Origin of the sequence: Clavibacter michiganensis subsp. tessellarius (assembly GCF_021922985.1) — a bacterium.
GTDB lineage: Bacteria > Actinomycetota > Actinomycetes > Actinomycetales > Microbacteriaceae > Clavibacter > Clavibacter tessellarius.
Genome location: NZ_CP040788.1, coordinates 1,718,696 through 1,743,087, shown reverse-complemented (window position 1 = coordinate 1,743,087; position 24,392 = coordinate 1,718,696). Strand labels below are relative to the sequence as shown.

The 24,392-nt window shown below is 75.0% G+C and carries 26 protein-coding genes; 17 read left to right on the top strand and 9 right to left on the bottom strand.

The annotated features are described in order from the left end of the window. Positions 1-297: 297 nt before the first annotated feature. From FGG90_RS08000 to FGG90_RS07990, 3 genes are all read left to right on the top strand, one after another. The gene (locus FGG90_RS08000) at positions 298-1,272 is read left to right on the top strand and encodes a hypothetical protein (protein WP_210433050.1); all 975 of its coding nucleotides are present in this window, start codon (positions 298-300) and stop codon (positions 1,270-1,272) included. Continuing rightward, on the top strand, positions 1,265-2,725 hold the full coding sequence (locus FGG90_RS07995; RefSeq protein ID WP_210433051.1) for a hypothetical protein: 1,461 nt from the start codon (positions 1,265-1,267) through the stop codon (positions 2,723-2,725). The genes FGG90_RS08000 and FGG90_RS07995 overlap by 8 nt, the downstream gene beginning before the upstream one ends. Positions 2,726-2,870: 145 nt before the next feature. Further along, entirely contained in the window at positions 2,871-3,509 is a 639-nt protein-coding gene (locus FGG90_RS07990; RefSeq protein ID WP_094128295.1) for a GNAT family N-acetyltransferase, read from the top strand. Between the two features lie 39 nt (positions 3,510-3,548). On the opposite strand, the gene FGG90_RS07985 is transcribed toward FGG90_RS07990, so the two are convergent. Beyond that, entirely contained in the window at positions 3,549-4,025 is a 477-nt protein-coding gene (locus FGG90_RS07985; RefSeq protein WP_094128298.1) for an OsmC family protein, read from the bottom strand. 255 nt (positions 4,026-4,280) lie between these two features. Here FGG90_RS07985 and FGG90_RS07980 point away from each other — a divergent pair, with 255 nt between their 5' ends. From FGG90_RS07980 to FGG90_RS07960, 5 genes are all read left to right on the top strand, one after another. Next, complete coding sequence (locus FGG90_RS07980) at positions 4,281-6,314, top strand: aldo/keto reductase (RefSeq protein ID WP_094128301.1); 2,034 nt, start codon at positions 4,281-4,283, stop codon at positions 6,312-6,314. After that, positions 6,293-7,357 carry a LacI family DNA-binding transcriptional regulator gene (locus FGG90_RS07975; RefSeq protein WP_094128304.1) on the top strand — a complete coding sequence of 355 codons (1,065 nt, stop codon included), beginning with the start codon at positions 6,293-6,295 and terminating at the stop codon, positions 7,355-7,357. Before FGG90_RS07980 ends, FGG90_RS07975 begins: the two co-directional genes overlap by 22 nt. Positions 7,358-7,473: 116 nt before the next feature. Beyond that, on the top strand, positions 7,474-7,953 hold the full coding sequence (locus FGG90_RS07970) for a VOC family protein (RefSeq protein WP_094128307.1): 480 nt from the start codon (positions 7,474-7,476) through the stop codon (positions 7,951-7,953). A gap of 61 nt (positions 7,954-8,014) precedes the next feature. Next, entirely contained in the window at positions 8,015-8,365 is a 351-nt protein-coding gene (locus tag FGG90_RS07965; RefSeq protein WP_094128310.1) for a GntR family transcriptional regulator, read from the top strand. Beyond that, entirely contained in the window at positions 8,362-9,321 is a 960-nt protein-coding gene (locus tag FGG90_RS07960; RefSeq protein WP_094128313.1) for a DUF1648 domain-containing protein, read from the top strand. Before FGG90_RS07965 ends, FGG90_RS07960 begins: the two co-directional genes overlap by 4 nt. Positions 9,322-9,345: 24 nt before the next feature. Here the strand turns inward: FGG90_RS07960 and FGG90_RS16130 are convergent, their stop codons facing one another. The 4 genes from FGG90_RS16130 to moaA all read right to left on the bottom strand — a co-directional run bounded on the left by FGG90_RS16130 (position 9,346) and on the right by moaA (position 11,723). Then, positions 9,346-9,468, bottom strand: coding sequence for a hypothetical protein (locus tag FGG90_RS16130; protein ID WP_272930221.1), 123 nt, complete (start codon positions 9,466-9,468; stop codon positions 9,346-9,348). Between the two features lie 22 nt (positions 9,469-9,490). Then, positions 9,491-10,093: a DUF2971 domain-containing protein gene (locus FGG90_RS07955; RefSeq protein ID WP_165771383.1), complete on the bottom strand. Its 603-nt coding sequence runs from the start codon at positions 10,091-10,093 to the stop codon at positions 9,491-9,493. Positions 10,094-10,369: 276 nt separating this feature from the next. After that, positions 10,370-10,636, bottom strand: coding sequence for a MoaD/ThiS family protein (locus FGG90_RS07950; protein WP_094128316.1), 267 nt, complete (start codon positions 10,634-10,636; stop codon positions 10,370-10,372). 1 nt (position 10,637) lies between these two features. Then, positions 10,638-11,723 (bottom strand): GTP 3',8-cyclase MoaA, encoded by a 1,086-nt coding sequence (gene moaA / locus FGG90_RS07945; RefSeq protein ID WP_378143527.1) that lies wholly within the window; start codon positions 11,721-11,723, stop codon positions 10,638-10,640. A gap of 93 nt (positions 11,724-11,816) precedes the next feature. On the opposite strand from moaA, the gene FGG90_RS07940 reads away from it, so the two are divergent. The 4 genes from FGG90_RS07940 to FGG90_RS07925 are packed head-to-tail and all read left to right on the top strand — an operon-like array spanning position 11,817 to position 15,112. After that, positions 11,817-12,332 (top strand): TOBE domain-containing protein, encoded by a 516-nt coding sequence (locus FGG90_RS07940; RefSeq protein ID WP_094128319.1) that lies wholly within the window; start codon positions 11,817-11,819, stop codon positions 12,330-12,332. Beyond that, positions 12,329-13,120, top strand: a complete 792-nt coding sequence (gene modA, locus FGG90_RS07935; protein WP_094128322.1) for a molybdate ABC transporter substrate-binding protein — start codon at positions 12,329-12,331, stop codon at positions 13,118-13,120. Before FGG90_RS07940 ends, modA begins: the two co-directional genes overlap by 4 nt. Beyond that, positions 13,110-13,922: an ABC transporter permease gene (locus FGG90_RS07930; RefSeq protein WP_094128325.1), complete on the top strand. Its 813-nt coding sequence runs from the start codon at positions 13,110-13,112 to the stop codon at positions 13,920-13,922. Before modA ends, FGG90_RS07930 begins: the two co-directional genes overlap by 11 nt. Continuing rightward, complete coding sequence (locus FGG90_RS07925; protein WP_094131447.1) at positions 13,919-15,112, top strand: ABC transporter ATP-binding protein; 1,194 nt, start codon at positions 13,919-13,921, stop codon at positions 15,110-15,112. Before FGG90_RS07930 ends, FGG90_RS07925 begins: the two co-directional genes overlap by 4 nt. A 73-nt stretch (positions 15,113-15,185) precedes the next feature. Here FGG90_RS07925 and FGG90_RS07920 read toward each other — a convergent pair whose 3' ends face one another. Further along, entirely contained in the window at positions 15,186-16,652 is a 1,467-nt protein-coding gene (locus FGG90_RS07920) for a glycosyltransferase family 87 protein (RefSeq protein WP_094128328.1), read from the bottom strand. A gap of 78 nt (positions 16,653-16,730) precedes the next feature. Between FGG90_RS07920 and FGG90_RS07915 the strand changes: the two genes are divergently transcribed. Both FGG90_RS07915 and FGG90_RS07910 read left to right on the top strand, forming a co-directional pair. Next, positions 16,731-17,975: a molybdopterin-dependent oxidoreductase gene (locus FGG90_RS07915; protein WP_094128331.1), complete on the top strand. Its 1,245-nt coding sequence runs from the start codon at positions 16,731-16,733 to the stop codon at positions 17,973-17,975. Then, positions 17,975-18,439 (top strand): hypothetical protein, encoded by a 465-nt coding sequence (locus FGG90_RS07910; protein ID WP_094128334.1) that lies wholly within the window; start codon positions 17,975-17,977, stop codon positions 18,437-18,439. Before FGG90_RS07915 ends, FGG90_RS07910 begins: the two co-directional genes overlap by 1 nt. Here FGG90_RS07910 and FGG90_RS07905 read toward each other — a convergent pair. The 3 genes from FGG90_RS07905 to FGG90_RS07895 are packed head-to-tail and all read right to left on the bottom strand — an operon-like array spanning position 18,388 to position 20,470. Beyond that, complete coding sequence (locus FGG90_RS07905) at positions 18,388-19,086, bottom strand: class I SAM-dependent methyltransferase (protein ID WP_094128337.1); 699 nt, start codon at positions 19,084-19,086, stop codon at positions 18,388-18,390. The genes FGG90_RS07910 and FGG90_RS07905 overlap by 52 nt on opposite strands. Beyond that, positions 19,083-19,766, bottom strand: coding sequence for a TIGR04282 family arsenosugar biosynthesis glycosyltransferase (locus FGG90_RS07900; protein WP_094128340.1), 684 nt, complete (start codon positions 19,764-19,766; stop codon positions 19,083-19,085). Before FGG90_RS07900 ends, FGG90_RS07905 begins: the two co-directional genes overlap by 4 nt. Next, positions 19,763-20,470: a glycosyltransferase family 2 protein gene (locus tag FGG90_RS07895; RefSeq protein ID WP_094128343.1), complete on the bottom strand. Its 708-nt coding sequence runs from the start codon at positions 20,468-20,470 to the stop codon at positions 19,763-19,765. Before FGG90_RS07895 ends, FGG90_RS07900 begins: the two co-directional genes overlap by 4 nt. A gap of 109 nt (positions 20,471-20,579) precedes the next feature. Between FGG90_RS07895 and FGG90_RS07890 the strand changes: the two genes are divergently transcribed. Genes FGG90_RS07890 through FGG90_RS07880 form a run of 3 tightly spaced genes read left to right on the top strand, consistent with a single transcriptional unit; the run spans position 20,580 to position 24,336 of the window. Continuing rightward, on the top strand, positions 20,580-21,461 hold the full coding sequence (locus tag FGG90_RS07890; RefSeq protein ID WP_094128346.1) for a response regulator transcription factor: 882 nt from the start codon (positions 20,580-20,582) through the stop codon (positions 21,459-21,461). After that, a complete protein-coding gene (locus FGG90_RS07885) occupies positions 21,458-22,720 on the top strand; it encodes a sensor histidine kinase (RefSeq protein ID WP_094128349.1) in 1,263 nt (420 codons plus the stop codon). Before FGG90_RS07890 ends, FGG90_RS07885 begins: the two co-directional genes overlap by 4 nt. Next, on the top strand, positions 22,717-24,336 hold the full coding sequence (locus tag FGG90_RS07880; RefSeq protein WP_094128352.1) for a molybdopterin-dependent oxidoreductase: 1,620 nt from the start codon (positions 22,717-22,719) through the stop codon (positions 24,334-24,336). Before FGG90_RS07885 ends, FGG90_RS07880 begins: the two co-directional genes overlap by 4 nt. Positions 24,337-24,392 lie beyond the last annotated feature (56 nt).

The following is a 24,392-nucleotide window of genomic DNA, read 5'->3' as shown; positions in this document are numbered from 1 at the left end:
CCACCGCGGCGAGTGGATCACCAACGAGAAGCAGCTGCTGACGCGGGCGGGGCTCCGCGGGATCGACGCGGTCGTCGGGCGCATCGGCACCGAGCCCGCGGAGCTGCTCCGCGCGGTCGACGCGGCGGAGCTCCTTCTCGTCGAGGCGCTGCGGCGGGACGGGATCGCGCTCGGGGCTGATCGACGCGATTCATCCGTCTCGCGCCTCCCGCGAAGGTGTCGCCGGTCGTCTATATCCTCCAGTGAGGAAATGACTTCGACGGGGATCGGTGGCGTGCGATGGACGAGCAGCGCGGGTTGGGCAAGGCCAGGGACGGCATCGCGAAGGCGATGGACGAGGCCGCCCGGAGGGCGCGCGCCGCGTCCACGCAGGTGGGCGAGCGGGTGGGAGACATCCGGGACACGACGAAGGAGACCGTCGAGAAGCTCGCCGCGAGGAAGCCGGATCCCTACGAGGACGCCGTCGCCGCGTACAACATCGCGTACACGGGGATGAACGACACGGGACTCGCGCTGCTGCGTCAGCGCGAGCGGTCGACCGACCTGATCGAGCACGTGGAGGCGCTGGTCAACAGCATCGCCAACACCCCGAAGTCCTTCGATGCGGCCATCGGCCGGATCGACGTCGACAAGGCGGAGTTCCTGGACGTCGAGGAGTTCGCACGGCGGGACCTCGAGGCCGCCCGGCGGTCCGCGGCCGGAGGCGGTGCCGGGTTCGCCGCCGGGGCCGCGGTCGCGAGCGTGGCGCCGAGCGCGGCCATGTGGGTCGCGACCACCTTCGGCGCCGCGTCGACCGGCACGGCGATCTCCGCCCTGTCCGGCGCTGCGGCCACGAACGCGGCCCTCGCCTGGCTCGGCGGCGGCGCTCTGGCGGCCGGCGGCGGCGGGACGGCCATGGGCGGGGCCATCCTCGCCCTGTCCGGTCCGGTGGGCTGGAGCGTCGCGGGAGCGGCGATCCTCACCTCGGTCGCCCTGTTCGCGTGGAAGAAGGGCGAGACCCGCGAGGAGAAGCAGGAGGCTCTCGGCGCGGTCATGCGCAACACCGCCCGCGTGGAGGAGCTGGCCACCAGGGTCGACGCCCTCCTCCGACGCACCGACGAGCTCCGGACGTCGCTCACGACGAGCTACCGCGAGGCGATGCGCTCCTTCGGTGCCGACTTCGCGGCTCTCCCTGCGAGCGACCGGTCGCGCCTGGCCGCTCTGGTCAACAGCACGCAGGCCTGCGCGGCGCTGCTGAGCGAGCGGGTCGAGGGGGACGCCGACCGTGGTTGACGTGCCGGACCTCGCCGAGCGCAACCAGGAGCAGGCGGTCGCGGCATGGGTGAACCACCTCAACCAGGTGCGCCTCGACGGGCTGCTCGCCGCGCTCCGGCGCCAGGACGGGAACCTCCGCGACGCATTGGCACGGGTCGACGCGGCCATCCGCACCATCGACCTCGAGGTGGTCGGGCGCAACCGGGGCGGGACGAAGGGGATGCACGGCTTCATCGCCGAGGCGGCCGAGAGCGGGATCGGGGACGCCAGGAGCCAGATCCTGGGCGAGGGGCGGGTCTACGAGTGGGTGAACGACAACGGACCGGTCGACCTGATGCGCGGCGGCGTCGAGATCCAGCAGAAGTTCGTCGCGGCGGGCGGTCGATTCGGGCTCGGCGCCATCGCCGAGCACCTCGAGAGGTACCCCGACTTCGTGAGCGGCGGCGGCAGGTACCAGATCCCGAGCGACCACTTCGAGGTGATCCAGGCGCTGCACGGCATGAGTCGCGAGGAGGCGGGCCGTCTGCTCGCTCGCGGGGGCGATGGCCCGTCCTTCCGCGACTGGAAGGCCGTCCAGACCTTCTTCGCGACCCGCGACCTGGGAATCGAGTCGCTCGAGGCCTCGCACCTCCGCTACGACGAGGTGCAGCGCGGCGTGTACGACGCGACGCTGGAGGGGGAGAAGGACTCGCTGCGCGCGACCGACCAGGGCCGACGGGACGATGCCCACCGCGCGAGCAGGCCGACCGCCCAGGAGGGCGCGAAGGCGACCCTGGTCGCCGCGGGGGTCGAGGGGGCGACGGCGTTCGTGCTCGCCGTGGTGCGGAAGCGCCGTGCCGGCACGCGGCTCCAGGACTTCACCGAGGAGGACTGGACCGAGATCGCGGGCGACTCCGGCAGGGGCTTCCTCAGGGGCGGGATCCGCGGCCTCAGCATCTACGCGCTCACCAACTTCACCACCACGTCCGCAGCCGTGGCCAGCGCCATGGTGACCGCGGCGTTCGGCGTCGCTGAGCAGGCGCACCGGCTCCGGACGGGCGAGATCGCCGAGGCGGAGTTCCTCGAGAACGCCGAGCTGGTCTGCCTGGAGGCGGCCGTCGGCGCGCTGTCGTCCTTCGTGGGCCAGGCGCTCATCCCGGTGCCGGTGCTCGGGGCGGTCATCGGGAACACGGTGGGCATGATCATGCACTCGGCCGTCTCGGACGCGCTCTCCCGGCGGGAGGCAGCCCTCGTCGAGGGCTACCTGCGCGACCAGCGCGAGCTGGACGAGAAGCTCGCCGCCGAGCACCAGGCGCTGATCGACGAGCTCGACGCGAGCATGGCCACCTGCCTCGAGGTGCTCGAGAGGGCCTTCTCGCCGGACGTCGAGGCGGCCCTCCTGGGGTCGGTCGACCTCGCGCGCTCGGTCGGGGTCGAGACGGAGCGGATCTTGGACTCCGACGAGAAGGTCCGCGACTACTTCCTCGGCTGACGACGGGAGATCGCGGGGCGCCGCACCCCAGCCGCTGCGCCCGACCACCGCGAACAGCCGCAGCATCCCGTGGCTCTCCGTGCTGCGGTCGGCGGCGCGGGTCGGCTGCCTGTCCTGGGCGCTCGCGCCGTGCCAGGCTCGCGGGATGAGCGCCGATCCCGCCATCGCCCGATCCGACGATCCGCGGGTAGCGGAGCCGCTCGCCGCCGGCTGGGTAGTGACCGCCCGGTCGTGGGGCGCGCAGCTCGACGCGGCGGACGTGGATCCCGTCCGCCTGCGCACGCTGGTCGACCGGGTCGCCGGGTACGCGGTGCTCCGCGAGCTGGGCCCGGCCGACGTCGGTGCGATCCTCGCGCTCGACGCCGCCACGCTCGACGACTACCCGGGCAGCCCGGCCACCCGGCACGCGGGACTCACGGCCGATTCCGCCCGCGTCCCGGCACCCGGCCGCCGCGGCTACGGCGCGTTCGACGCCGTGGGCGCGCTCCTCGCGATGACGTTCGTCGACCTGGATCCCGCGGGCAGCGCCGCCGAGACCGACGTGACGGTCGTCGACGCCGCCCACCGCGGGCGCGGCCTCGGCACGGCCGTGAAGGCGGCCTCCGTGCGGGGGCTCCTCGAGGCGGGCGTCACGTCGTTCCGCACCGGCGGATCGAGCGAGAACGCGGCGATCATCGCGGCCGGCACCGCGCTCGGCTACCGCATCGACGAGGAGTGGCTCACGCTGCGGGCGCCCGAGGCCGCCGGCGAGCCCGGGCCCGAGCCCGAGCCCGCGGACGGCTGACTGCGCAAGCCGGCCCGGCCCCCGGCCCCGCCTCCGGGATCACACCCGCGCGAGCGCCCGGTTCGTCCAGACGTTCGTGATCTCCACCCCGGCGCGCTCGAAGAGCTGCGTCAGCGGGCAGCGGCGGGCGACCTCGGCGACGAACGCGTCGAATGCGGCGTCGTCGAGCTCGGTCTCGAGGTCGACCGTGAGGGTCAGGCGCTGGAACGTGCCGTCGCCCTCGGCGCCGAAGACGAGCACGGAGTTGTCGAGCTCGGCCTGCACGCGGCCCTCGAACGCGCCGAGGGTGATCCCCTGGCCGAGCGCGACGATCGTCGCCGTCACCTGGTTGCACGAGACGTACGCGGAGAGCACGAGGTCGAGCGGGCTGGGCGCGCTGTCCGTGCCGCCGAACGCGGGGTGGCCCTCGGCGCGGACGGTGTGCGGGCTCCCCGCGATGGAGATCTCCTGGAGGACGCCGGAGCCCGATCCGCGGAGGTCGAACTCGAGGACGGATCCCGTGGGGTGCTGCGGCATGGTGCGCTCCTTCGTCGTGCGGGTCGGGGACGGCCGGTCGGCCGTGGTGCGCTCGACGATAGGCAGGCCCGCGGCGATCCGGGCCCGCGTGACGGAACGTGACGCGGCGGCGGCCGGCCTCCCGTCCGGGATCCGGCGACGGCGCCGCCGTGAACGTTCACGCGCCGCCCGCCCGCCGCCCCTTGACGCGACCGGATGCCCGCCCGTAGCGTCGTCGTGAACGTTCACGCCGACGACGCCGCGAAGGGCTCACCCATGACCGACCCCACCACGACCACCCCGACCGCACCCGGCTGGGCGGTCCTCGGCCCGGGCAGCATCGCCCGCCGCTTCCTCTCCCAGCTCCCCGCGAGCACGCGCGACGCGCGCCTCGTCGCCGCCGGCAGCTCGAGCGCCGAGCGCGCCGGGGCCTTCGCCGCCGAGGCCGCCGACCACGGCTTCGCCGACGTCACGGGAGGCGACTACGACGCCGTCTTCGCGGATCCGGCCGTCGACGCCGTCTACATCTCGACCGTGCACACCGGCCACGCCGACCTCGTCGTCCGCGCGCTCGAGGCCGGCAAGGCCGTCCTCTGCGAGAAGCCGCTCGCCGTCAACCACGGCACCGCGATGGCGCTCGTCGACGCGGCGCGCGCGGCCGGCCTCCCGCTCGTCGAGGCGTACATGTACCGCTTCCACCCGCAGACCCCGGCGCTCCTCGAGCTGATCCGCGACGGCGTGATCGGCGAGGTCGCGCACGTCGACGCCTCCTTCTCCTTCCGCACCGGATCCCGCACCGGCCGCCTCTACGACACCGCGACCGCGGGCGGCGGGATCCTCGACGTCGGCGGCTACACGGTCACCGCCGCGGCCGCCGTCGTGCAGGCCGCGACCGGGATCGCCGTCGCCGAGCCGCTCACTCTCGAGGTCGACGGCACCGTCGGGCCGACCGGCGTCGACGAGTGGTCGGTCGCGCGGGTGGCCTACCGCGGCGTGGCCGGGAAGCCGGGCATCACCGCGACCCTCCGTACGGGCGTCGCGCTCGACGAGCCGCAGGCGCTCACGATCCTGGGCTCGAAGGGCCGCATCCACCTCAGCGACCCGTGGACCCTCGGCGACGCCCCGGCCATCGAGGTCTCGATCGTCGGCGAGGAGTCGCGCACGCTCACCTTCACCGGCGCGAAGCCGTACGCCATCGAGGCCGACGCCACGACCGACGCCCTCGCGGCCGGCCTCGGCGAGGCCGCGCAGATGACGCTCGACGAGACGCTCGCCACCGCCCGCACCCTCGACCGCTGGCGCGCCGCGCTCGACCTGCGCTACCCGTTCGAGGCCGAGGACGCCGACATCCCCACGGTCTCCGGCCGCCCCGTGAGCGTCCGCGACGACAGCCCGATGCTCTACGGCGAGATCCCCGGCGTCGGCAAGCGCATGTCGCGGCTCGTCATGGGCGTCGACAACCAGCCCGACCTGGCGCACGCGTCCGCGATCTTCGACCACTTCGTCGAGCAGGGCGGCAACGCCTTCGACACCGGCTACATCTACGGCGGCGGCGTGCTCGAGGGGCGCCTGGGGAGGTGGATCCGGAACCGCGGCGTCCGCGAGGACGTCGTCGTCATCACCAAGGGCGCCCACACCCCGCACTGCGACCCCGAGTCGCTCACCCGCCAGCTGCTCGAGAGCCTCGAGCGCCAGGGCACCGACTACGCCGACATCTACCTCATGCACCGCGACAACCTCGACGTGCCGGTGGGGGAGTTCGTCGACGTGATGGACGAGCACCAGCGCGCCGGGCGGATCCGCTCCTACGGCGTCTCCAACTGGACGCCCGAGCGCTTCGACGAGGCGCAGGCGTACGCGCAGGCCAACGGCCGCGCGGGATTCCAGGCGCTGAGCGACCACTTCGGCCTGGCCGAGGCGTACGACGTGCCCTGGGCCGGGTGCGTGCACGTGACGGACCCGGCGTCCAAGGCCTGGCTGGAGGAGAGGCAGATCCCGCTGCTGCCGTGGTCGTCGCAGGCCCGCGGCTTCTTCACCGGCCGCGCCCGACCCGACGACCTGAGCGACCCGGAGCTCGTGCGCTGCTACTACGGCGACGACAACTTCGAGCGCCTCCGCCGCGCCGAGCAGCTGGGCGCGGAGCACGGCGTGCAGGCCACGGCGATCGCGCTGGCCTACGTGCTGGCGCAGCCGTTCCCGACCTTCCCGCTGTTCGGCCCGCGCACCATCTCGGAGGTGCGCTCCTCGATGCGGGGCCTCTCCGTCGAGCTCACCCCGGAGCAGGTGGCGTGGCTGGACCTGCGCGGCTGAGCGGGTCGGACGGCCACGCTGGGCGGAGCGCCGCCGGCCAGGGCGCCGCTGGCCGGGAGCCGGCCGGCCGCGCCACGATCCACGACGTCGCGTCCGCCGCCGGGGTCTCCCGCCAGACCGTGACGCGCGCGATGAACGGCATGCCGGGCATCAGCGAGGAGACGAAGCGGCGCGTGCTCGACGCCGCGGATCAGCTCGCCTACCGGCCGTCGCGCTTCGGCCGCGGGCTCGTGACGGGCGGCGACCACCAGCTCGGCCTCGTGGTCGACGACCTCCGGAACCCGTGGTCGCCGGAGCTCGCCTCCGCGGTCGTGCGCGTCGCGGCGGCGCGCGGCTGGAACGTGTCGCTCGCGGACGTGGGCCTCGCCGCCGACTCCGACCGCATGGTCCAGGCGCTCGGCGCCCAGACCGACGCGGTCATCGGCACGCTCGGCTCGCGCGCCGGCGAGTGGATCGCGCGGCTCGGCTCCGTGCCGGTCGTGGAGCTGGATCCGCACGGCGAGCCCGTGCGCGCCGCCGTCCTCCTCGATCCCTCCGACGCGATCGACGCGCTCGCCGACCACCTGCGGGCGGCCGGCGTCACGCATCCGGTCGTGCTCGACGCCGCGGTCGCCGCGGGTCCCAGCGCGCGTGCCACGTCGCTCGTGCGCGCGTTCGAGGCCCGGGGGATGGACGTGTCCGTCGTGCGCGCGTCCGCGCCCACCGCGGAGGCGGCGGCGGAGGCGACCGAGCGGATCGTGGCCCGGCCGCGCACGGCCGACGCGATCGTCGCGTTCAACGACGTGTGCGCGCTCGGCGTGCTCTCCGCCTGCCGCCGCGCGGGCGTCGACGTGCCGGGCGACGTGCGCGTGGTCGGCATCGACGGCCTGTCGCTCGGCCGCCTGCTCGCGCCCACGCTCACGACGCTCGCGGTGGACCTCGACGAGCTCGCCCGGCACGCGCTCGACCTCGCGGTCGCCATGATCGCGGGCGAGCTGCCGCGATCCGGCCCCGAGGTGGTCCGCACGGTGCGGCATCAGCTGGTGGTGCGCGAGTCGGCGTAGGTCGGGCCGGGCCGGGCTCTCGGGCCGGGCGGCCGGGCCTGGCCCCCGCGCCCCCCGCTGGCTAGCGTGGCCCCGACGGCGCGCGACGAGGCCGCCGTCGAACACGAGGAGCAGCCATGCCGCGCATCACCCCCACCCTGTGGTTCGGCGAGGACATCGAGGAGGCGGCTCGGTTCTACGTCGACCTGTTCCCCGGGTCGCGGATCACCGACGTGTCGCGCTACCCCGACGACTTCCCGGATCCGGCCCTGCGCGGCACCGCCCTCGTGATGGACGTCGAGCTCGACGGCCAGGGCATCCGCCTGCTCAACGGCGGCCCCGGGATGCAGGCGACCGAGGCTGTGTCTCTGTCGATCTCGGCCGGCGGCCAGGAGGAGGTCGACCGGTACTGGGACGCCTTCGCCGACGGCGGCACCGAGGGCCGGTGCGGCTGGGTGCGCGACCGCTGGGGCTTCTGGTGGCAGGTCGTCCCGGAGGCGATGGCGACGACGATCGGCGGCCCGGATCCCGCGGGCGCCGCGCGCGCCATGGCCGCGATGATGGGCATGGGCCGGCTCGTGGTCGCCGAGCTGCAGGCCGCGTACGACGGGCGCTGACCGGACGAGGCGGCCGGCCGACGTCTGGTCCTGAGGAGCATTGTTCGCATAGAATGCGAATATGCTCATCACGGTGGATCCCGCGGCGAAGGCCTCGCTCGCCGACCAGGTGGCCACGCAGATCCGCTACGCCATCGCCCGCGGCGAGCTCGCGAGCGGCGAGCGGTTGCCGTCGGCGCGCGACCTCGCAGCTTCGATCGACGTGAACATGCACACGGTCCTCCGTGCCTACGCCGCCCTCCAGGAGGACGGCCTCATCGAGCTGCGGCGCGGTCGCGGGGCCACCGTGATCCGCTCCGGCAACGCCTCGTTCGACCGCCTGCGGACGCTCGTCGAGGAGCTGCGCACGCAGGCGGACACCCTCGAGGTGCCGCTCGACGACCTCCTCACCATGATCAAGGGAGCACGATGACCGACACGCGACCGCTGCCGACCGGGGTCCGCGCGGCGGTCGTCGCCCCCGGGATCGTGCTCCTCGCGGCCCTCGCCGCCGCGGCCGTCGCGCTCGCGCCGACGCTGCCCGCGCGGGTCGCCGTCCACTTCGCCGCCGACGGCACGCCCGACGGCTGGGGCTCGCCGTGGGGGCTGCTCGCGGCGGCCGTCGGCGTGACGGCCGTCGCCGTCGTGATCGCCGTGCTGTCCCTGCGCGCGACCGACCGGCGCACCGCGGCCACGTGGGTGGCCGTCGCGAACCTCGTCGCGGGCCTCCTCGCCGCCGGGTGGATCGCGATCGCCGTCAGCGCCGCGGCCGGCGACGGCACGCTCCCGGTCGCGTGGAGCGTGGTGCTCCTCGGGGTCGGGGCGCTGGCGGCCGCGATCCCGCTGGTCGCGCTCGTGCGGCACGCGTCGCCCGTCCCCGCGCACGACGTGCCGGCGCTCCCGGTGACCGCGACGGCCCGGGTCGCCTGGCGCGCCCGCGCGGGGAGCGCGTGGTTCGCCGGCATCGGCGCGGCCGTCGTGGCGCTCGGCGTCGTGGTCGCCGCGACCACGTCCGGCCTGGACGCCGGGACCGCCGCGCTCTCCTCCATCCCGCCGATCGTGGCGGGCCTCGCGATCCTCGTCCTGGCGCGCGTCGACGTCACCGTGGACGCCCGCGGCTTCCGGGTCACGTCGTCGTGGACGCGGATCCCCGTCATGCGCGCGCCCCTCGACCGGATCGAGTCCGGCGGCTGGGAGGACGTGTCGCCCGGCCAGTGGGGCGGCTGGGGCCTGCGGCTCTCGGGGCGCGGCGTCGCGTACGTCACGCGATCCGGCCCGGGCCTCGTCGTGCGGCTGCGCGGCGGCCGGGCGCGGCTGGTGACGGTGGCGGACGCGCACCAGGGCGCGGCCGTCCTCGGCGCCCTGCTCGCGGGGAGGGGTGCGGCCTGACCGGTTCCGTCCCCGAGCCCGCGGTCACGACGCGGCCGCGCGCGCCACGCCGAGCAGCAGCAGCAGGAGCGAGCCGAGCGCCACGACCGCGATGAGGATCATGAGCCACGCGAGCGCCGCGTTCCGGGCCCGGTGCGATGACGCCACGGTGGCGGCGGCTTGCCTTCTATTACCAGTTGAAGGGGAGCTCCGATTCCCGAATCGAGACATGGTTGTACGATCCCCTATCGCCGTCGGTCATCAGGCTTTCGAGCGCGCGTCGCTGCTGTGAGGCATTGGCGCTAGGGGCAATTGTGATGCTACGGATCGCTTCGCGCGGAAAGTAGAATGTGCGGTAGGAGACCAGGGAGCCACTTGCCGATACGCGAACGCGCGCGTCGAGTGCATGGTGGCCAACTGTTCTGACGACTAGTCGAGCTTCTCTTTCATCGGCAAATGCGTCATGCTTGCGGTACGAAAGGCTCTTAAATATAGTCCTGAGCTCGGCGTCGACTTGCTCGCGTTCCGCTTTGTCGAGACCGATGTCCCTAATATCCGCGACCAATTTGTCTAATCCGCCTTCTCCATAAGCTACATCCTGGATGGATCCAGCCAGCTGAAAATTGTTCTTTAGGCCTTCATCCTCTTCCGGGTCTTTGTCGCTTGAGAAGTACTGTGATCTGTTGAGCCAAGTGAGTAGCGCGACTTGATCGAAGCCAACAGCAAATCCATTGCGACCCGCATATAGGCGCCACAGGGTGAGGCTTTCGTCAGATCGTGAGAAGCTGGTCACAAAAGATCGTTCTTCTACTACAAGATCTGCAGAGTGCGAGTCAAAGTACTGCTGGCGTAGAAGAGTTTCGGCTTGGACCAGCAAGTCCTCGTCTCTCCCGAACGACGCGGCCGTCTCCGCCAAGCGCGAAGCGAGTGCACGTGCTCCGTACGTGACTTCCGTAGGGTCGTTGAGATAATTGGATTGCGTAGCCCATAGCTCGCGATTCTCGACGATTCCTATAAGTGCAGCTGCGTTTGTGTAGTGATATAGCTCTGACATGCCCGTCTCCTAGCGTCAGCCCCCCGAGAACGGCGGCAGCACGTCCACCGCGCTGCCCGCCGTGAGGGGCGCGTCGCGGTCGGTCGTGGCGACGCCCTCGACGAGGTAGGTGCAGCGGGCGAGGACGGCGGACGCGTTCGCCGGATCCGGGCTCGCCGCGGCACGGGCGCCGAGCGCGTCCATCAGGTCGCCGAGCACGGCGCCGTCGGGCAGGTCGAGCTCGTCGGTCGTGCGGCCGAGCGCGGCGGACGCGGCGGCGAAGAGCTCCACGGGCACGATCACGTCAGCCCCCGATCGCGCTCATGGAGCGGGCCGGCTGGATGAAGTCGGCCTGGTCCATGCCGTGGCCCTTCGGCTTCGCCCACATCGCGCCGCGCCAGAGGTCGGCGATCTCGGCGTCGGAGGCGCCGGACCGGAGAGGCGCGAGCAGGTCGGTCTCGGTGTGCGAGAAGAGGCAGCTGCGCACGCCGCCCGTCGCGGTGAGGCGGGTGCGGCGGCAGTCGGCGCAGAACGGCTCGGTGACGCTCGCGATGACGCCCACGCGGCCGAGCATCGCGGTGCCGGCGCCGCCCTCGTGGGAGTGCACGCGCCACAGCTCCGCGGGGGCGCCGTCCCGCGGATCCTCGTCGGGTACGAGCGTGAAGCGCTCCGACAGCCGGCCGCGGATCTCGGCCGCCGTGATCATCTCGTCGCGGTCCCATGCATGGTCGGCGTCGAGCGGCATCTGCTCGATGAAGCGCAGCTGGTGGCCGCCGGCGACCGCCCACTCCAGGAGGTCGGCGGCCTGGTCGTCGTTGACGCCGCGCACGAGCACCGCGTTGATCTTGATGGGCGCGAGCCCCACGGCCGCCGCGGCGTCGATGCCCTCGAGCACGCGGTCGAGGAACGGCCGGCGCGTGATCAGGCGGAAGGTCTCGGCGTGCACGGAGTCGAGCGAGACGTTGATCCGGTCGAGCCCCGCGTCCTTGAGGGCCTGCGCGCGCGAGGCGAGGCCGATGGCGTTGGTGGTGAGCGAGATCTCGGGCCGGTCGGGGAGGGCGGCGCACGCGGCGATGATCTCGAGGAGGTCGCGGCGGAGCAGCGGCTCGCCGCCCGTGAAGCGCACCTGACGCACGCCGAGGTCGCGCGTGCCGATGCGCACGAGCCGCTCGATCTCGGCGAGCTGGAGCGCCTGCCGGTCGGGCGTGAAGGGGAGTCCCTCCGCCGGCATGCAGTACGTGCAGCGCAGGTTGCAGCGGTCGGTGAGCGAGATCCGGAGGTCGGTCGCGCGGCGGCCGTGCGTGTCGAGGAGCGCCGGGTCGTCGGGACGGGCGGGGCCCGGCGCGGCGGCGGGACGCGGCATCGCCGGCATCCCCAGCGAGGTGCTCATGCGTCCAGGCTACGCGCGCCCCGCGGCGGGTCCGACGCCGAGCGGATCCGTCGACTCGCCGCGCGCCGCGTGCGCGGTGCCTAGGATCGCTGCATGACGCAGAACAGGGACCGGACGCCCCGTCGAGCCGCGGATGCCGATGAGGCCGCCGACCGTGGGCGCGCCGCCGCCGCGCCCACCCGGTACCGCGTGAGCGAGGCCGCCGCGCTCATCGGCGTGAGCGACGACACCCTCCGCCGCTGGGCCGACGCCGGCCGGCTCGACCTCGTGCGCGGCGAGGGGCGGCTGATCCTCGTCGACGGCGTGCAGCTCGCCCACCTCGCGACCGAGCTCGCGGCGGACGGGGCGCTCGCCGCATCCGGCTCCCGTCGGCCGCTCGCCTCGGCGCGCAACCGGATGCCCGGCATCGTCACGCGCGTCGTGCGCGACGGGGTGATGGCGCAGGTCGAGATCCAGGCGGGGCCGTTCCGGGTGGTGTCGCTCATCAGCCGCGAGGCCGCCGACGAGCTCGGACTCGAGGTCGGCTCGCCCGCGGTCGCGACCGTGAAGGCCACCAACGTCGGCGTCGAGGCGCTCGCGCCCGAGTCGCTGACGGGCGGGCGGGCGTGACGCGCGGGCTGCGCGCGGTCGCCGTCGGCGCGCTCGCGGCGTCGCTCCTGGCCGGATGCTCCGCGGGCGGATCCGCGCCCGCCGGCGTCCCCGATCCCGCCCCCGACTCCCTCTCCGGCACCCTCGTCGTGCAGGCCGCCGCCTCCCTCACCGGCAGCATGGACGAGGTCGCGGCCGACTTCGAGGCCCAGCACCCGGGCCTGACCGTCACGGTCTCCTACGGCGGCAGCTCGACGCTCGCGCAGCAGATCGTGCAGGGCGCGCCCGCCGACGTGTTCGCGTCCGCCTCCACCGCCACGATGACGACGGTGGTCGACGCGGGGGAGACGGCCGCGGATCCGCGCGTGTTCGCCCGCAACGCCCTCGAGATCGCGGTGCCGCCGGGGAACCCGGGCGGCGTCCGGGGCCTCGCCGACTTCGCCGAGGCCGGCCGCACGCTCGCGCTCTGCGCGCCGGAGGTGCCGTGCGGCGCCGCGGCCGCGCAGGCGTTCCGGCAGGCGGGCGTCACGCCGCGGCCGGACTCGCTCGAGCAGGACGTGCGCGCCGCCCTCACGCGCGTCGAGCTCGGCGAGGTGGACGCCGCGGTGGTCTACGAGACCGACGTGCGCGCCGCCGGCGACCGCGTCCAGGGCGTGCCGCTGCCGGACGACGCGAACGTGACCACCGACTGCGTCGTCGCGCCGCTCGCCGGATCCGCGTCCCCCGCCGCCGCGGCGGCCTTCGCCGACTTCGTGGCCGGCGACGCCGCCCGCGCCCGCTTCGACGCCGCGGGGTTCCGTGCCCCGTGACGCGCGGGCCGACCGCGTGCCCGCCCTCCTCTGGATCCCCGCGGGCGTCGCGCTCGCGTTCCTGGTGCTGCCGCTCGCCGCGCTCGTGGTGCGCGCGCCGTGGGCGACGCTGGGGGAGCGGCTGGCGGATCCCGGCATCGCACGCGCCCTCGGCCTCTCGCTCGGCAGCGCCCTCGGCGCGACGGCGCTGAGCCTCGTGCTCGGGGTGCCGCTCGCGTTCGTGCTCTCGCGCTCGGCGGGCCGGCCGCCCGTGGTGCAGCGGATGCTCCGGGCGCTCGTGACCGTGCCGCTCGTGCTGCCGCCCGTGATCGGCGGGGTGGCGCTGCTGCTCCTGCTGGGGCGGCGCGGGCTGGTGGGCGGGCCGCTGGAGGCGCTGACGGGGATCACGATCCCGTTCACGACGCCGGCCGTGGTGATCGCCGAGACCTTCGTGGCCATGCCGTTCCTCGTGCTCGCGGTGGAGGGGGCGCTGCGCGGCGCCGACCGCCGCTTCGAGGACGCCGCCGCGACGCTCGGCGCGAGCCGCTGGACCGTGCTCCGCCGCGTGACCCTGCCGCTCGTCGCGCCCGGGATCGGCGCGGGCGCGGTGCTCTGCTTCGCCCGCGCGCTGGGCGAGTTCGGCGCGACGCTCACGTTCGCGGGCAGCTTCCCGGGGGTGACGCAGACGGTGCCGCTGTCGGCCTACCTGGCGCTGCAGACAGATCCGGACGCGGCGGTCGTCCTCAGCCTCGTGCTCCTCGCGGTGTCGGTGGTCGTGCTCGTGAGCCTGCGCGACCGGTGGGCCTCGGGGGTGCACGCGTGAGCCCGGCCGCCGCGCCGAGCCCGGGCGGCCCGGACGGACGGGAACGGCCGGACGGCCTGGACGCCCGCGTCGTCGTGGAGCGCGCCGCCTTCCGCCTCGACGTCGCCCTGCGGGTGCCGGCCGGATCCACGACCGCGGTCGTCGGGCCGAACGGCGCCGGGAAGTCCACGCTGCTGCGCGCGCTCGCCGGCCTCGCGCCGCTCACGGCGGGACGCGTCGCGCTCGACGGGCGCGAGCTGGAGCGCGCGGGGGACGGGGATCCGGCCGTGCGGATCCCCGCCGAGGGCCGCGGGATCGGCGTCGTCTTCCAGGACCACCTCCTCTTCCCGCACCTCTCCGCGCTCGGGAACGTCGCGTTCGGGCCGCGCGCGCACGGCGTCCCGCGGGCGGATGCCGAGGGCCGCGCCCGGGCCCTCCTCGACCGGCTCGGGATCGCCCACCTCGCCGACCGGCGCCCGGCCGCGCTCTCCGGCGGCCAGTCCCAGCGCGTCGCGCTCGCCCGCGCGCTCGTGCTCGAGCCGCCGCTCCTGCTCCTCGACGAGCCCATGGCGGCGCTCGACGCGGGCACGCGCCTCGACGTGCGCGACCTCCTCGCCGACGAGCTCCGCCGGTTCGGCGGCGCGGCCGTCCTCGTGACGCACGACCCGGTGGACGCGCTCGCGCTCGCCGACCGGATCCTCGTGCTGGAGGACGGCCGCGCCGTGCAGGAGGGCGCCGCCGCCGAGGTGGCCGCGCGCCCGGCCACCGGCTACGTCGCGCGCCTCCTCGGCATGAACCGCGTCGCGGTGCGGGATGCGGCGGGTCGCCCCGGCGTGCTCTTCGCCGCGCCCGCCGACGTCGAGCTGTCCCGCGTCGGCCCTCCCGGGGACGGGGACGGGGACTCGGGCGCGGACTCGGGCCCGGGCGAGCAGGGGCAGGGCGATCCCGGGCACGTGCGCGCGACCGGCGCCGTCCGGCGCGTGGAGGCCGCGGCGGGGCGGATCCGGGTCACCCTGCGCCTGGTCGCGCCGGCGCCGGTCGGCTCGGACGCGGTGCCCGAGGTGATGCCCGGCACGTCGCCCGGCGCATCTCCCGGCCCGGTGCCCGTCGCGGGCGCCGAGGTCACCGCCGAGCTCGACGCCGCGGCCTTCGCGGCGCTGCGTCCCGCGACCGGCGAGCTGCTGCGCGTGCGGGTCCCGTGCGGGGCCTGACCCCGGCAGGGCCTGACCCGCGCGGGGCCAGACCAGCGCAGGCGGCGCCGGATCAGCCCCGCGCCGCGCCGGATCAGCCCGCGCCGGGCCCGTCCACCGCCACGCGGTCGCCGTCCCGGTCGCGATCCCGCCCGAGCCGTCGCCGCACGGCCGCCGGCACGAGCCGCCGCCGCCCGTCCGGCCCGAGGCGCACCAGCGAGCCGACCACGACGACCACCACCGCCGCCGCGAGCGCGATCTGCCACGCCCACTCGTCCGGCGCGAACAGCCGCAGCGCGAGCGCCGCCACCACCGCGAACCACTCGCCGCGGCCCGTCATGGCGATGAACGGGATGAGCAGCAGCGCGTACCAGGGGTAGCGCGGGCTCACGGCGAGCAGGGTGACGCCGATCATCACGAGCTGGCCGAGCCACGGATCCGCCGGGTCGGTGCGCCACCAGACGAGCCCGGCGGTCACCGCGAGGATCACCGCGACCGCTATGAGCCCGAACCGCCCCGGCACCACGAGCTCGATGAGGGGGAAGCGCCCGCCGTCGTCGTAGCCCTCCTCCTGGAGGTAGCCAGGTAGGTAGCCGAGCACCGCGATCCCGGTGCTGATGACGTACGGCACGTAGAGCAGGGCGAACGTCACGACCGCGGCGGTGATCACCTTCCACGGCTGCTTCCGCAGCAGCGCCGGGGCCGCGATCACCGGGATGAGCTTGGTGGCGATCGCCGCCCCGAGCGCGATGCCGCCGCGCCAGCGCATCCCGCCCGCGACGAGCAGCGACGCCGCGAGCGCGAGCAGCGCCCCCAGCGCGTCGACGTGCGAGTTCGTCACGACCTCGCTCGCCACGAGCGGGCACCACGCCCAGAGCGCGGCCCACCAGAGCGGCCTGCCGCGCTTCCGCAGCGCGCGCAGGAGCAGGAGCGTCACGGCCGTCATCATCAGGAGGCCCGCGACCTGGAACGCCCCGTACTCGACGCCCGTGGGCACGACCGCGCGCACGCCGGCGAAGAACAGCTCGGCCATCGGCGGGTAGATGGTGGGCACCTTCGGGCGGTTGAGGGCCGTGCACATGGGCTCGTGCGTCTCCTCCTCGCGCACGCCCATGATCCGCTTCCCCTCGCAGGTCGCCGCTCCGTCGGACCCGACGACCGTCTCGGGGTACAACCACTCGGGCCGGAGGTCGCGGAGCTCGGGGTCGGCGGGGGTGTACCGGTACGGCGACTCGCCCGCGTTCTGCACGATGCCGTCCCACGCATAGCGCGCGGAGTCGGTGCTGGTGTTCGGCGGTCCCACCAGCGCGGCGCCGCCGATCGCCACCGATCCGAGGATGATGAGCGCAGCGGCGGATCGCGCCGGCAGCTTCCGCACCAGGAGGACCGCCGCTCCGAACACCACCCAGATGACGACCACGAGCCAGAAGAACGGCGCGGCACCCTCGCGACGGAAGAAGGCCTCGTCGTCGGCGTCGCCGAACAGATCGAACGCGACCACCGACCACCCGGTGAGCACGGACATCACGAGCAGGACGAAGGCGGTGAGGGCGGTGCGCACACCCCATTGTGTCGTCGCGCGGCTCGACGACCGCCGACCGGGCGCCGCCCGTCGTCCGGCAGGCGAAGGAAGGCCCCCATGCGGACGCTGATGCACGAGGCACGGCGCCGGCTCGCGTCGCCCGCCCGCACGACCCGGATGGCGGTCGTCATCGGCCGCCTGCTCGGCCTCGCCTTCCTGGTCTGCTTCGGCACGGGCCTCTACAGCCACTTCCTCCAGGACCCGCTGCCGTGGATGCGCTTCCCCACGGCGCCCGTCTCGCTGTACCGGGTGACGCAGGGCATCCACATCACCGCGGGCATCGCCTGCGTGCCGCTGCTGCTCGCCAAGCTCTGGATCGTGTTCCCCGAGCTGCTCACGTACCCGCCGGTCACCGGGGTCGTCTCGTTCCTCGAGCGCGCGTCCATCGCGGTGTTCGTGGGCGCCTCGCTCCTCGAGGTGACGATGGGCCTCCTCAACACCTTCCAGTGGGTGCCGTTCCCCTTCTACTTCCGGCAGACGCACTACGCGCTGGCGTTCGTGGTGATCGGGTCGCTCGCGATCCACATCGGCGTGAAGCTGCCCGCCATCGCCGGCCACTGGCGGCGCGGGCAGGCCGACGAGTCGCCCATCGTCGCCGACGCGCCGGATGCCGCCGCGCCGGACGCCGCCGCGCCCGCCGGGCACGCCCCGCGCGGCATCACCGGCCGCGTCACCGCGTGGATCGACGGCACGCCCGTCCCGCCGACGCCGGTCGCCCGCCGCGGCTTCCTCGTGACGGTGGGCGCGTCGGTGGCCGCCGTCGTGGCGCTCACCGCGGGCCAGTCCTTCCGGATCCTCGCCCCGTTCAACGCCTTCGGCCCCCGCGTCATGGGCACGGGCCCGCAGGCGCTCCCCGTCAACCGCACGGCCGAGGCCGCGGGCGTCACCGAGACGGCCGTCGACCCCGGGTGGACGCTCACGGTCTCGACCGGATCCTCCTCGCGCGCCTTCACGATGGACGACCTGCGCGCGATGGAGCTCGTCACCGCCACGCTCCCCATCGCCTGCGTCGAGGGCTGGAGCCAGTCGGCGACCTGGCGCGGCGTGCGCCTGAAGGACCTGATGGACGCGGTCGGCGCCGACCCGGGCGCGCGCCTCCGGGTCACGAGCCTCGAGGAGCGCGGCGGCTTCCGGCGCACCGAGATGGGACCCGAGTACGTGCGCGACCCGCTCACCCTCGTGGCGCTCGAGCTCGACGGCGCTCCCCTCGACATCCAGCACGGCTACCCGGCGCGCATGATCGCGCCCGGGCGTCCCGGCGTGCTGCAGACCAAGTGGCTCTCGACCCTGGAGGCGATGTGATGAGCGGCACCCGTGGCGTCCTCGCGATCCGCGTCGCGCTCATCGCGGTCGGCGTCGCCGGCCTCGTCCTCGGCGCGCGCACCCTGCTCGACACGCAGCGCGTCGACCAGGTCGTGGGCGTGGCGGTGTTCCTGCTCGTCGCGATCCTCGTGCACGACGCGATCCTGTCGCCCGTCGTGTTCGTCGCGGGCCTCCTGATCCGCCGCGCGGGCCGAAGGGTGCCGCCCGGCGCCGTCGTCATCGTGCAGGCGGGTGTGGTCGTGATGGCCCTGATGACCCTCGTGGTCGTCCCGGAGATCCGCGCGCGGGCGATCGGCAACGACAACCCGACGATCCTCATCGCCGACTACGCGCCGCGGCTCGCCCTCATGTGGGTCGCCACCGCGGTGGCGACGGCCGTGATCGCGGCGCTCTACGCGCGGACGAGGCGCGAGAAGGACCGGCCGCCGGTCACCCAGGACTGAGCGGGCGCGAGCCCGGCGCCCTCGGCGAGGCGCGCGACGGCGTCACGGCCGACCTGCGCCCAGGGGAAGGGGTCGCTGGCGCGGCCCTGACCGTCCTCGACCGTGCACTCGAAGGTGCGGTCGCGCGTGGGATCCGGGTGGGTCTCCACCACGAGCGCGCCGTCGTCGTCGAGCAACTCGCCGCAGCGGGCGAGCAGGGCGCCCGCGTCGCCGCCGATGCCGATGTTGCCGTCGAGGAGGAGGAGCGTGCCCCAGCCGCCCTCGCGGGGGAGGCGCTCGAAGACCGAGCGGTGCAGGACGGGGAGGCCCTGTCCGACGGCCATCTCGACCACGGTGGGCGAGACGTCGATGCCGAGGGCGCCGAGCCCGGCGTCCATCGCGGCGCGGACCATGCGGCCCGGGCCGCAGCCGATGTCGAGCACGGGGCCGCAGGCGTCGGCGAGCAGGCTCGCGTCCACCTCGTCGGCGTCGGCGCTCCACCGGCTGATGTCGATGACCTCGGCGCTGTCGTCGTCCGCCGTGAGGGAGAGGAACAGCACCTCGCCGGAGTCGCGGAGCGCCCGGGCGTACGGCTCGCCGCCACCGGATCCGAAGGTGCGGTCGCGCGCGGGCGCGCGGTCCTCGGGGTGGTCGACGGCCAGGCTCATGCGGGGTCCCTCTGCGATGCGACGTGCGGGGCGGCGGCAGCGGGGGTGCCCGCGCCGGTCATCAGGATTCGGAGCGCGGCGGCGAAGCGATGGGCGGGGGCCGCGTCGGCCGCCTCGCGGGCGTCGTCCACGGTGTCCACGTCGGTGAGCTCGGGCAGCATCGCGACGTCGAGCCCGGCGTCGATGAGGCGCGACAGCTGCACGGCGCCGGTGTCGTCGCGCGACATGGGCACGCCGCGCACGAGCGCGCCGTCCGGGTCGCGGAGGCCGAGCGCCCAGAAGCCGCCGTCGTTCGCCGGTCCGAACCAGGCGTCGGGTCCGCGCCCGCCGTCGGCCCACGAGTCGAGCACGGGACGGAGGAGGTCGGCGGTGAGCTGCGGCGTGTCCATCCCCACGAGGAGGACGGGCCCGTCGAGCGCGTCGAACATGGCGGCGAGGCGCTCGTCGAGGTCGCCGGCGACCTGCGGGATCACGTCGTATCCCGCGGCCTCGGCGGGCGGCGTCGTGCCGTCGAAGAGGAGGACGCGGCGCTCGGGGGCGGCGGCGTCCACGGCGGCGAGCGTGTCCGCGAGGGCGGCGGAGGCGAGCTCCGCGGCCTGCTCGAGCGTGAACGGCGGGTGCAGGCGCGTCTTCACGCGGCCCGGGATGCACTCCTTGGCGATGACGACGACGGCGGTCATGCGGATCCTCCCGGTGCGTGGTCGGCGTCGGCCGCGGCGGCCCGCGCCTCCGCGAGCACGCGCGACATGTCGCGGACGGCCGTGACGGTCCCGCGCACGGTGCCGGTGACCTTGGACCGCCCCACGCGCGGCGCGTACGGCATGTCCACCTCCAGGATGCTCCACCCGGCCGCCGACGCGCGCAGCAGCATCTCCAGCGGATAGCCGCTGCGCCGGTCGAGGATCCCGAGGGCCAGCAGCTCCTCGCGCCGCCCGCAGCGCATCGGGCCGAGGTCGTGCAGCGGCACGCCCGTGATCCGCCGCAGCCGCCGCGCGAGCTCCAGGTTCGCGATGCGCGCGTGCAGCGGCCAGGCGCCGCGCGCCGACGGCACGCGGCGGCCGAGCACGAGGTCGCGCTCGCCGTGGCGGACGGGGTCGACGACGCGGGGGAGGAGGGCGGGATCCATCGACGCGTCGGCGTCGCAGAACGCGACCAGCGGCGCGGTCGCCGCCTCGAGCCCGGCGTGCGCCGCCGCCCCGAACCCGCGGCGCGACTCGGCGACGACGAGCGCGCCGTGCTCCCGCGCGACCTCGGCGGACCGGTCGGTGGAGCCGTTGTCGACGACGATCCCGCGGTACCCCTCGGGCAGGCGCGAGAGCACCCAGGGCAGGGCCTCCTCCTCGTCGAGGCAGGGGAGGACCACGTCCACGAGCGCTTCCGTCATCCGTCGAGCCTAGGAGCACGCGGGTGGGCGTCCGCGCAGGGGTGACGGCTCGCTCGCAAGCCGGACACCGCGCGGGTCCGGCCCCAGGGAGCGCGCATAGTCTGGCCGGGTGAGCCCCACCTACGACCCCGCGCGCGCCGACGCCGCCCGCCCCGACGCCGCGCGGCCCGATCCCTCGCGGCAGGATCCGCTCCGCGGCCGCCGCATCCTCGTGGTGGAGGACGACCCGACCGTCAACGAGGTGGTGTGCCGCTACCTCAAGGCCTCCGGCTTCCAGGTGGAGACCGTGGCCGACGGCCTCGAGGCCGTGCGCGTCGCGACCGAGCGGATGCCCGACCTCGTCGTGCTCGACCGCATGCTCCCCGGGCTCGACGGCCTCGAGGTGTGCCGCCGGATCCGCGCCGAGAACCCCGACTCGCCCGTCCCCGTCGTGATGCTCACCGCGCTCGGCCAGGGCGAGGACCGCGTCAACGGCCTCGACGCCGGCGCCGACGACTACCTCGCCAAGCCCTTCTCCCCGCGCGAGCTCGTGCTGCGCGTGCGCGCCGTGCTGCGCCGCACCGTGCCCGAGGCCGTGCCGGAGCCGCCGTTCGTGGCGGGCCCATTCGTGCTCGACCTGGGCGCGCGCGAGATCCACCAGGCCGGCGCGATGCTCTCCCTCACCTCCCGCGAGTTCGACCTGCTCGCCTTCCTGCTGCGGAACCCCCGCCGCGTCTTCGGCCGCGACGACCTCCTCCGCTCCGTGTGGGGCTGGGAGATCGGCGACCTCTCCACCGTCACCGTCCACGTGCGGCGCCTGCGGGAGAAGATCGAGGCGGATCCCGCGCACCCCGTGCTCCTCGGCACCGTCTGGGGCGTGGGGTACCGGTTCGACCCGGACGCGGCGGCGCCCGCGGCTCCCGCAGCGCCCGCAGCGCCCGCTGCCGCCTCGCCCGCCGCTGCCGCCGAGCCGGCCGACGCGTCCGCCCCCGCCCCCGGGGACGACGCGTGACCCCCGACTCCTTCCTCATCGTCGTCCTGACGGCGCTCGTCTGCGCCGCCATCGTCGGCCTCGGCGCGAGCGTCCTGCTGCGCCTGCTCCGTCGCCGGTCGCTCGTGCTCCAGATCTGCGTCGTCGCGCTCGCCGCCGTGCTCTCGGTCGTGGGCGGCATGGTCGCCGTCACCGCCGGCATGCTCGTCGACGACGCCGGCCTCACCGCGTTCCTCTCCGTCGCCGCGGTCTCCGCCCTCGTCTCCCTCGTGATGGCCGCGATGCTCGGCATGACCCTCGTGCGCGGCAGCCGCGAGCTCGGCCGCTACGCCGCGTCGATGGGCGAGGAGGCCGCGGTCGAGCCCGGCCGCCCCACGAGCACCGAGTTCGCGCAGCTGGCCCGCGAGCTGAGCGCGGCCAACCGCCGCCTCGCCGACGCCCGCGACCGCATGGAGGCGCAGGAGCGCAGCCGCCGCGAGCTCATCGCGTGGATGTCGCACGACCTGCGCACGCCGCTCGCCGGGATCCGCGCCATGGCCGAGTCGCTCGAGGACGGCATGGTCGACGACGAGCACCGCTACTTCCGCCAGATCCGCGTGCAGGCGAACCGCCTCAACGGCATGGTCGACGACCTGTTCGAGCTGTCCCGGATCAACTCCGGCAGCCTCGAGCTCGCCGTCGAGCGCGTCTCCCTCTACGACGTCGTGAGCGACACCGTCGCCGAGCTCGGCCCGGTCGCCCAGGCGCGCCAGGTCGACCTCCGCGGCGTGACCGCGCACGACGACCTCGTGGTGCAGGGCGATCCCCGCGAGCTGTCGCGCGTGGTCGGCAACCTCGTCATGAACGCCATCCAGCAGTCGCTGCCGGGCGGCCGCATCGTCATCTCCGCGCACCGCGACTCCGGCAACCTCGCCGTGCTCTCGGTCGAGGACACCGCGGGCGGCATCCCCGAGGCCGACCTCCCGCGCGTGTTCGACGCCGGCTGGCGCAGCACCGGATCCCGCACCCCGCGCGCGTACGGCGCGAGCGCCGCCGCGAAGGCCGCGCTCGGACCCGACTTCCCGGCCCCGTCCGCGGAGGCCGCGGCGCCGGATCCCGCCGTGCAGGCGGAGGGCTCGCACGACGGCGGCTACGCGTCGGGCGGCGGCGGCGCGGGCCTGGGCCTCGCGATCGTGCGCGGCATCGTCCGCGCGCACGACGGCGACGTGACCGTCCAGAACATCGACGGCGGCTGCCGCTTCGACGTGATCCTGCCGTACAGCAAGCCGGTCGCCCCGTGACCCGCGCGGCCCTCCGCGCGTGGTCGGCGTTCCTGGGGGTCGTCGCGGCGCTCGCCGTGCTGGCCGTCGCCGAGATCGCGGCGGCCTTCGTCGCGCCCGCGGCCAGCCCGGTGCTCGCGGTCGGCGCGCTCGTCATCGACCTCGTGCCCGCGGGCGTCAAGGACGCGGTGATCGCCCTGTTCGGCACGGGCGACAAGGTCGCCCTCATCGTGGTGCTCGGCGTCGTGGTGCTCGCCGCGGCCGCGCTCGCCGGCATCCTCCAGGTGCGCCGCCCGCCGCTCGGCGTGGTCGTGCTCGCGCTGTTCGCCGGCGTCGCCGTGCTCGCCGCCACCACGCGCGCCGGGGCCACGGGCGCCGCGGCGATCCCCACCATCGTCGGCATGATCGCGGGCGTCTTCGTCCTCCACCGCGGCGCCGACCGCCTCCGCGACTGGCGCGACGCCTCCGCCCGCGCGTCCTCCTACGCCGCGCAGACCGCGGAGCCCGTGCGCGGCATCGCCCGCCCGGCCGCCCGCGCGCCGCTCACCGCGGGATCCGGCGCGCGCGTCGAGCGGCGCACCTTCCTCCTCATGACGGTCGTGGCCGGCGCCGCCTCCGTGGTCGCCGGATCCGTGGCCCGCGGGGTCAACGCCGCCGCGGCCCGCGTGGACGACTTCCGCCGCACCCTCGTGCTCCCGCGCGCGGCGACGCCCGCCGCCGCGATCCCCGCGTCCGCCGAGCTCGGCGTCCCCGGGCTCGCCCCCTTCCTCACGCCCGCGGCCGACTTCTACCGGATCGACACCGCGCTGCAGGTGCCGTCGGTCGACGCGGCCTCCTGGACGCTGCGGATCACCGGCATGGTCGAGCAGGAGGTCGAGATCACCTTCGCCGAGCTGCTCGCCCTCCCGCTCGAGGAGCACGTGACGACCCTCACCTGCGTCTCGAACGAGGTCGGCGGCGACCTCATCGGCAACGCGCTGTGGCTCGGGTACCCCATCCGGCTGCTGCTCGAGCGCGCCCGCCCCACCGCGGGTGCCGACATGGTGCTCTCCACGAGCCAGGACGGCTGGACCGCCAGCACGCCGCTCGAGGCGCTCACGGATCCCGACCGCGCGGCGATCCTCGCGGTCGGCATGAACGGCGAGCCGCTCCCGCAGGAGCACGGCTTCCCGGTGCGGATGGTGGTGCCCGGCCTGTACGGCTACGTCTCCGCCACGAAGTGGGTCACCGAGCTGAAGGTCACGACCTTCGCCGAGGACGTCGCGTACTGGTCGACCCGCGGCTGGACCGAGCGCGGCCCGATCAAGACCGGCTCCCGCATCGACACCCCGCGCTCCGGCGCGCGCGTCGACGCGGGCCGCACGGCGATCGCCGGCATGGCCTGGGCGCAGCACACCGGCATCGAGAAGGTGGAGGTGCGCGTCGACGAGGGCGACTGGGTCGAGGCGACGTTGGGCGACGGCGTGGGCACGGACACCTGGCGGCAGTGGTCGTATGCCTGGGACGCGGCGAGCGGATCCCACAGCGTGGAGGTGCGCGCGACCGACACCACGGGCGCCACGCAGACCTCCGACGAGGCGCCGCCCGCCCCCGACGGCGCGACGGGCTGGCACCGGATCACCGTCGGCGTCTCCTGACCCGTCCGCCCTCGCGCCGCCGTCCTCGTGCCGGGCGCCGCTCCCCGGACGCGCGG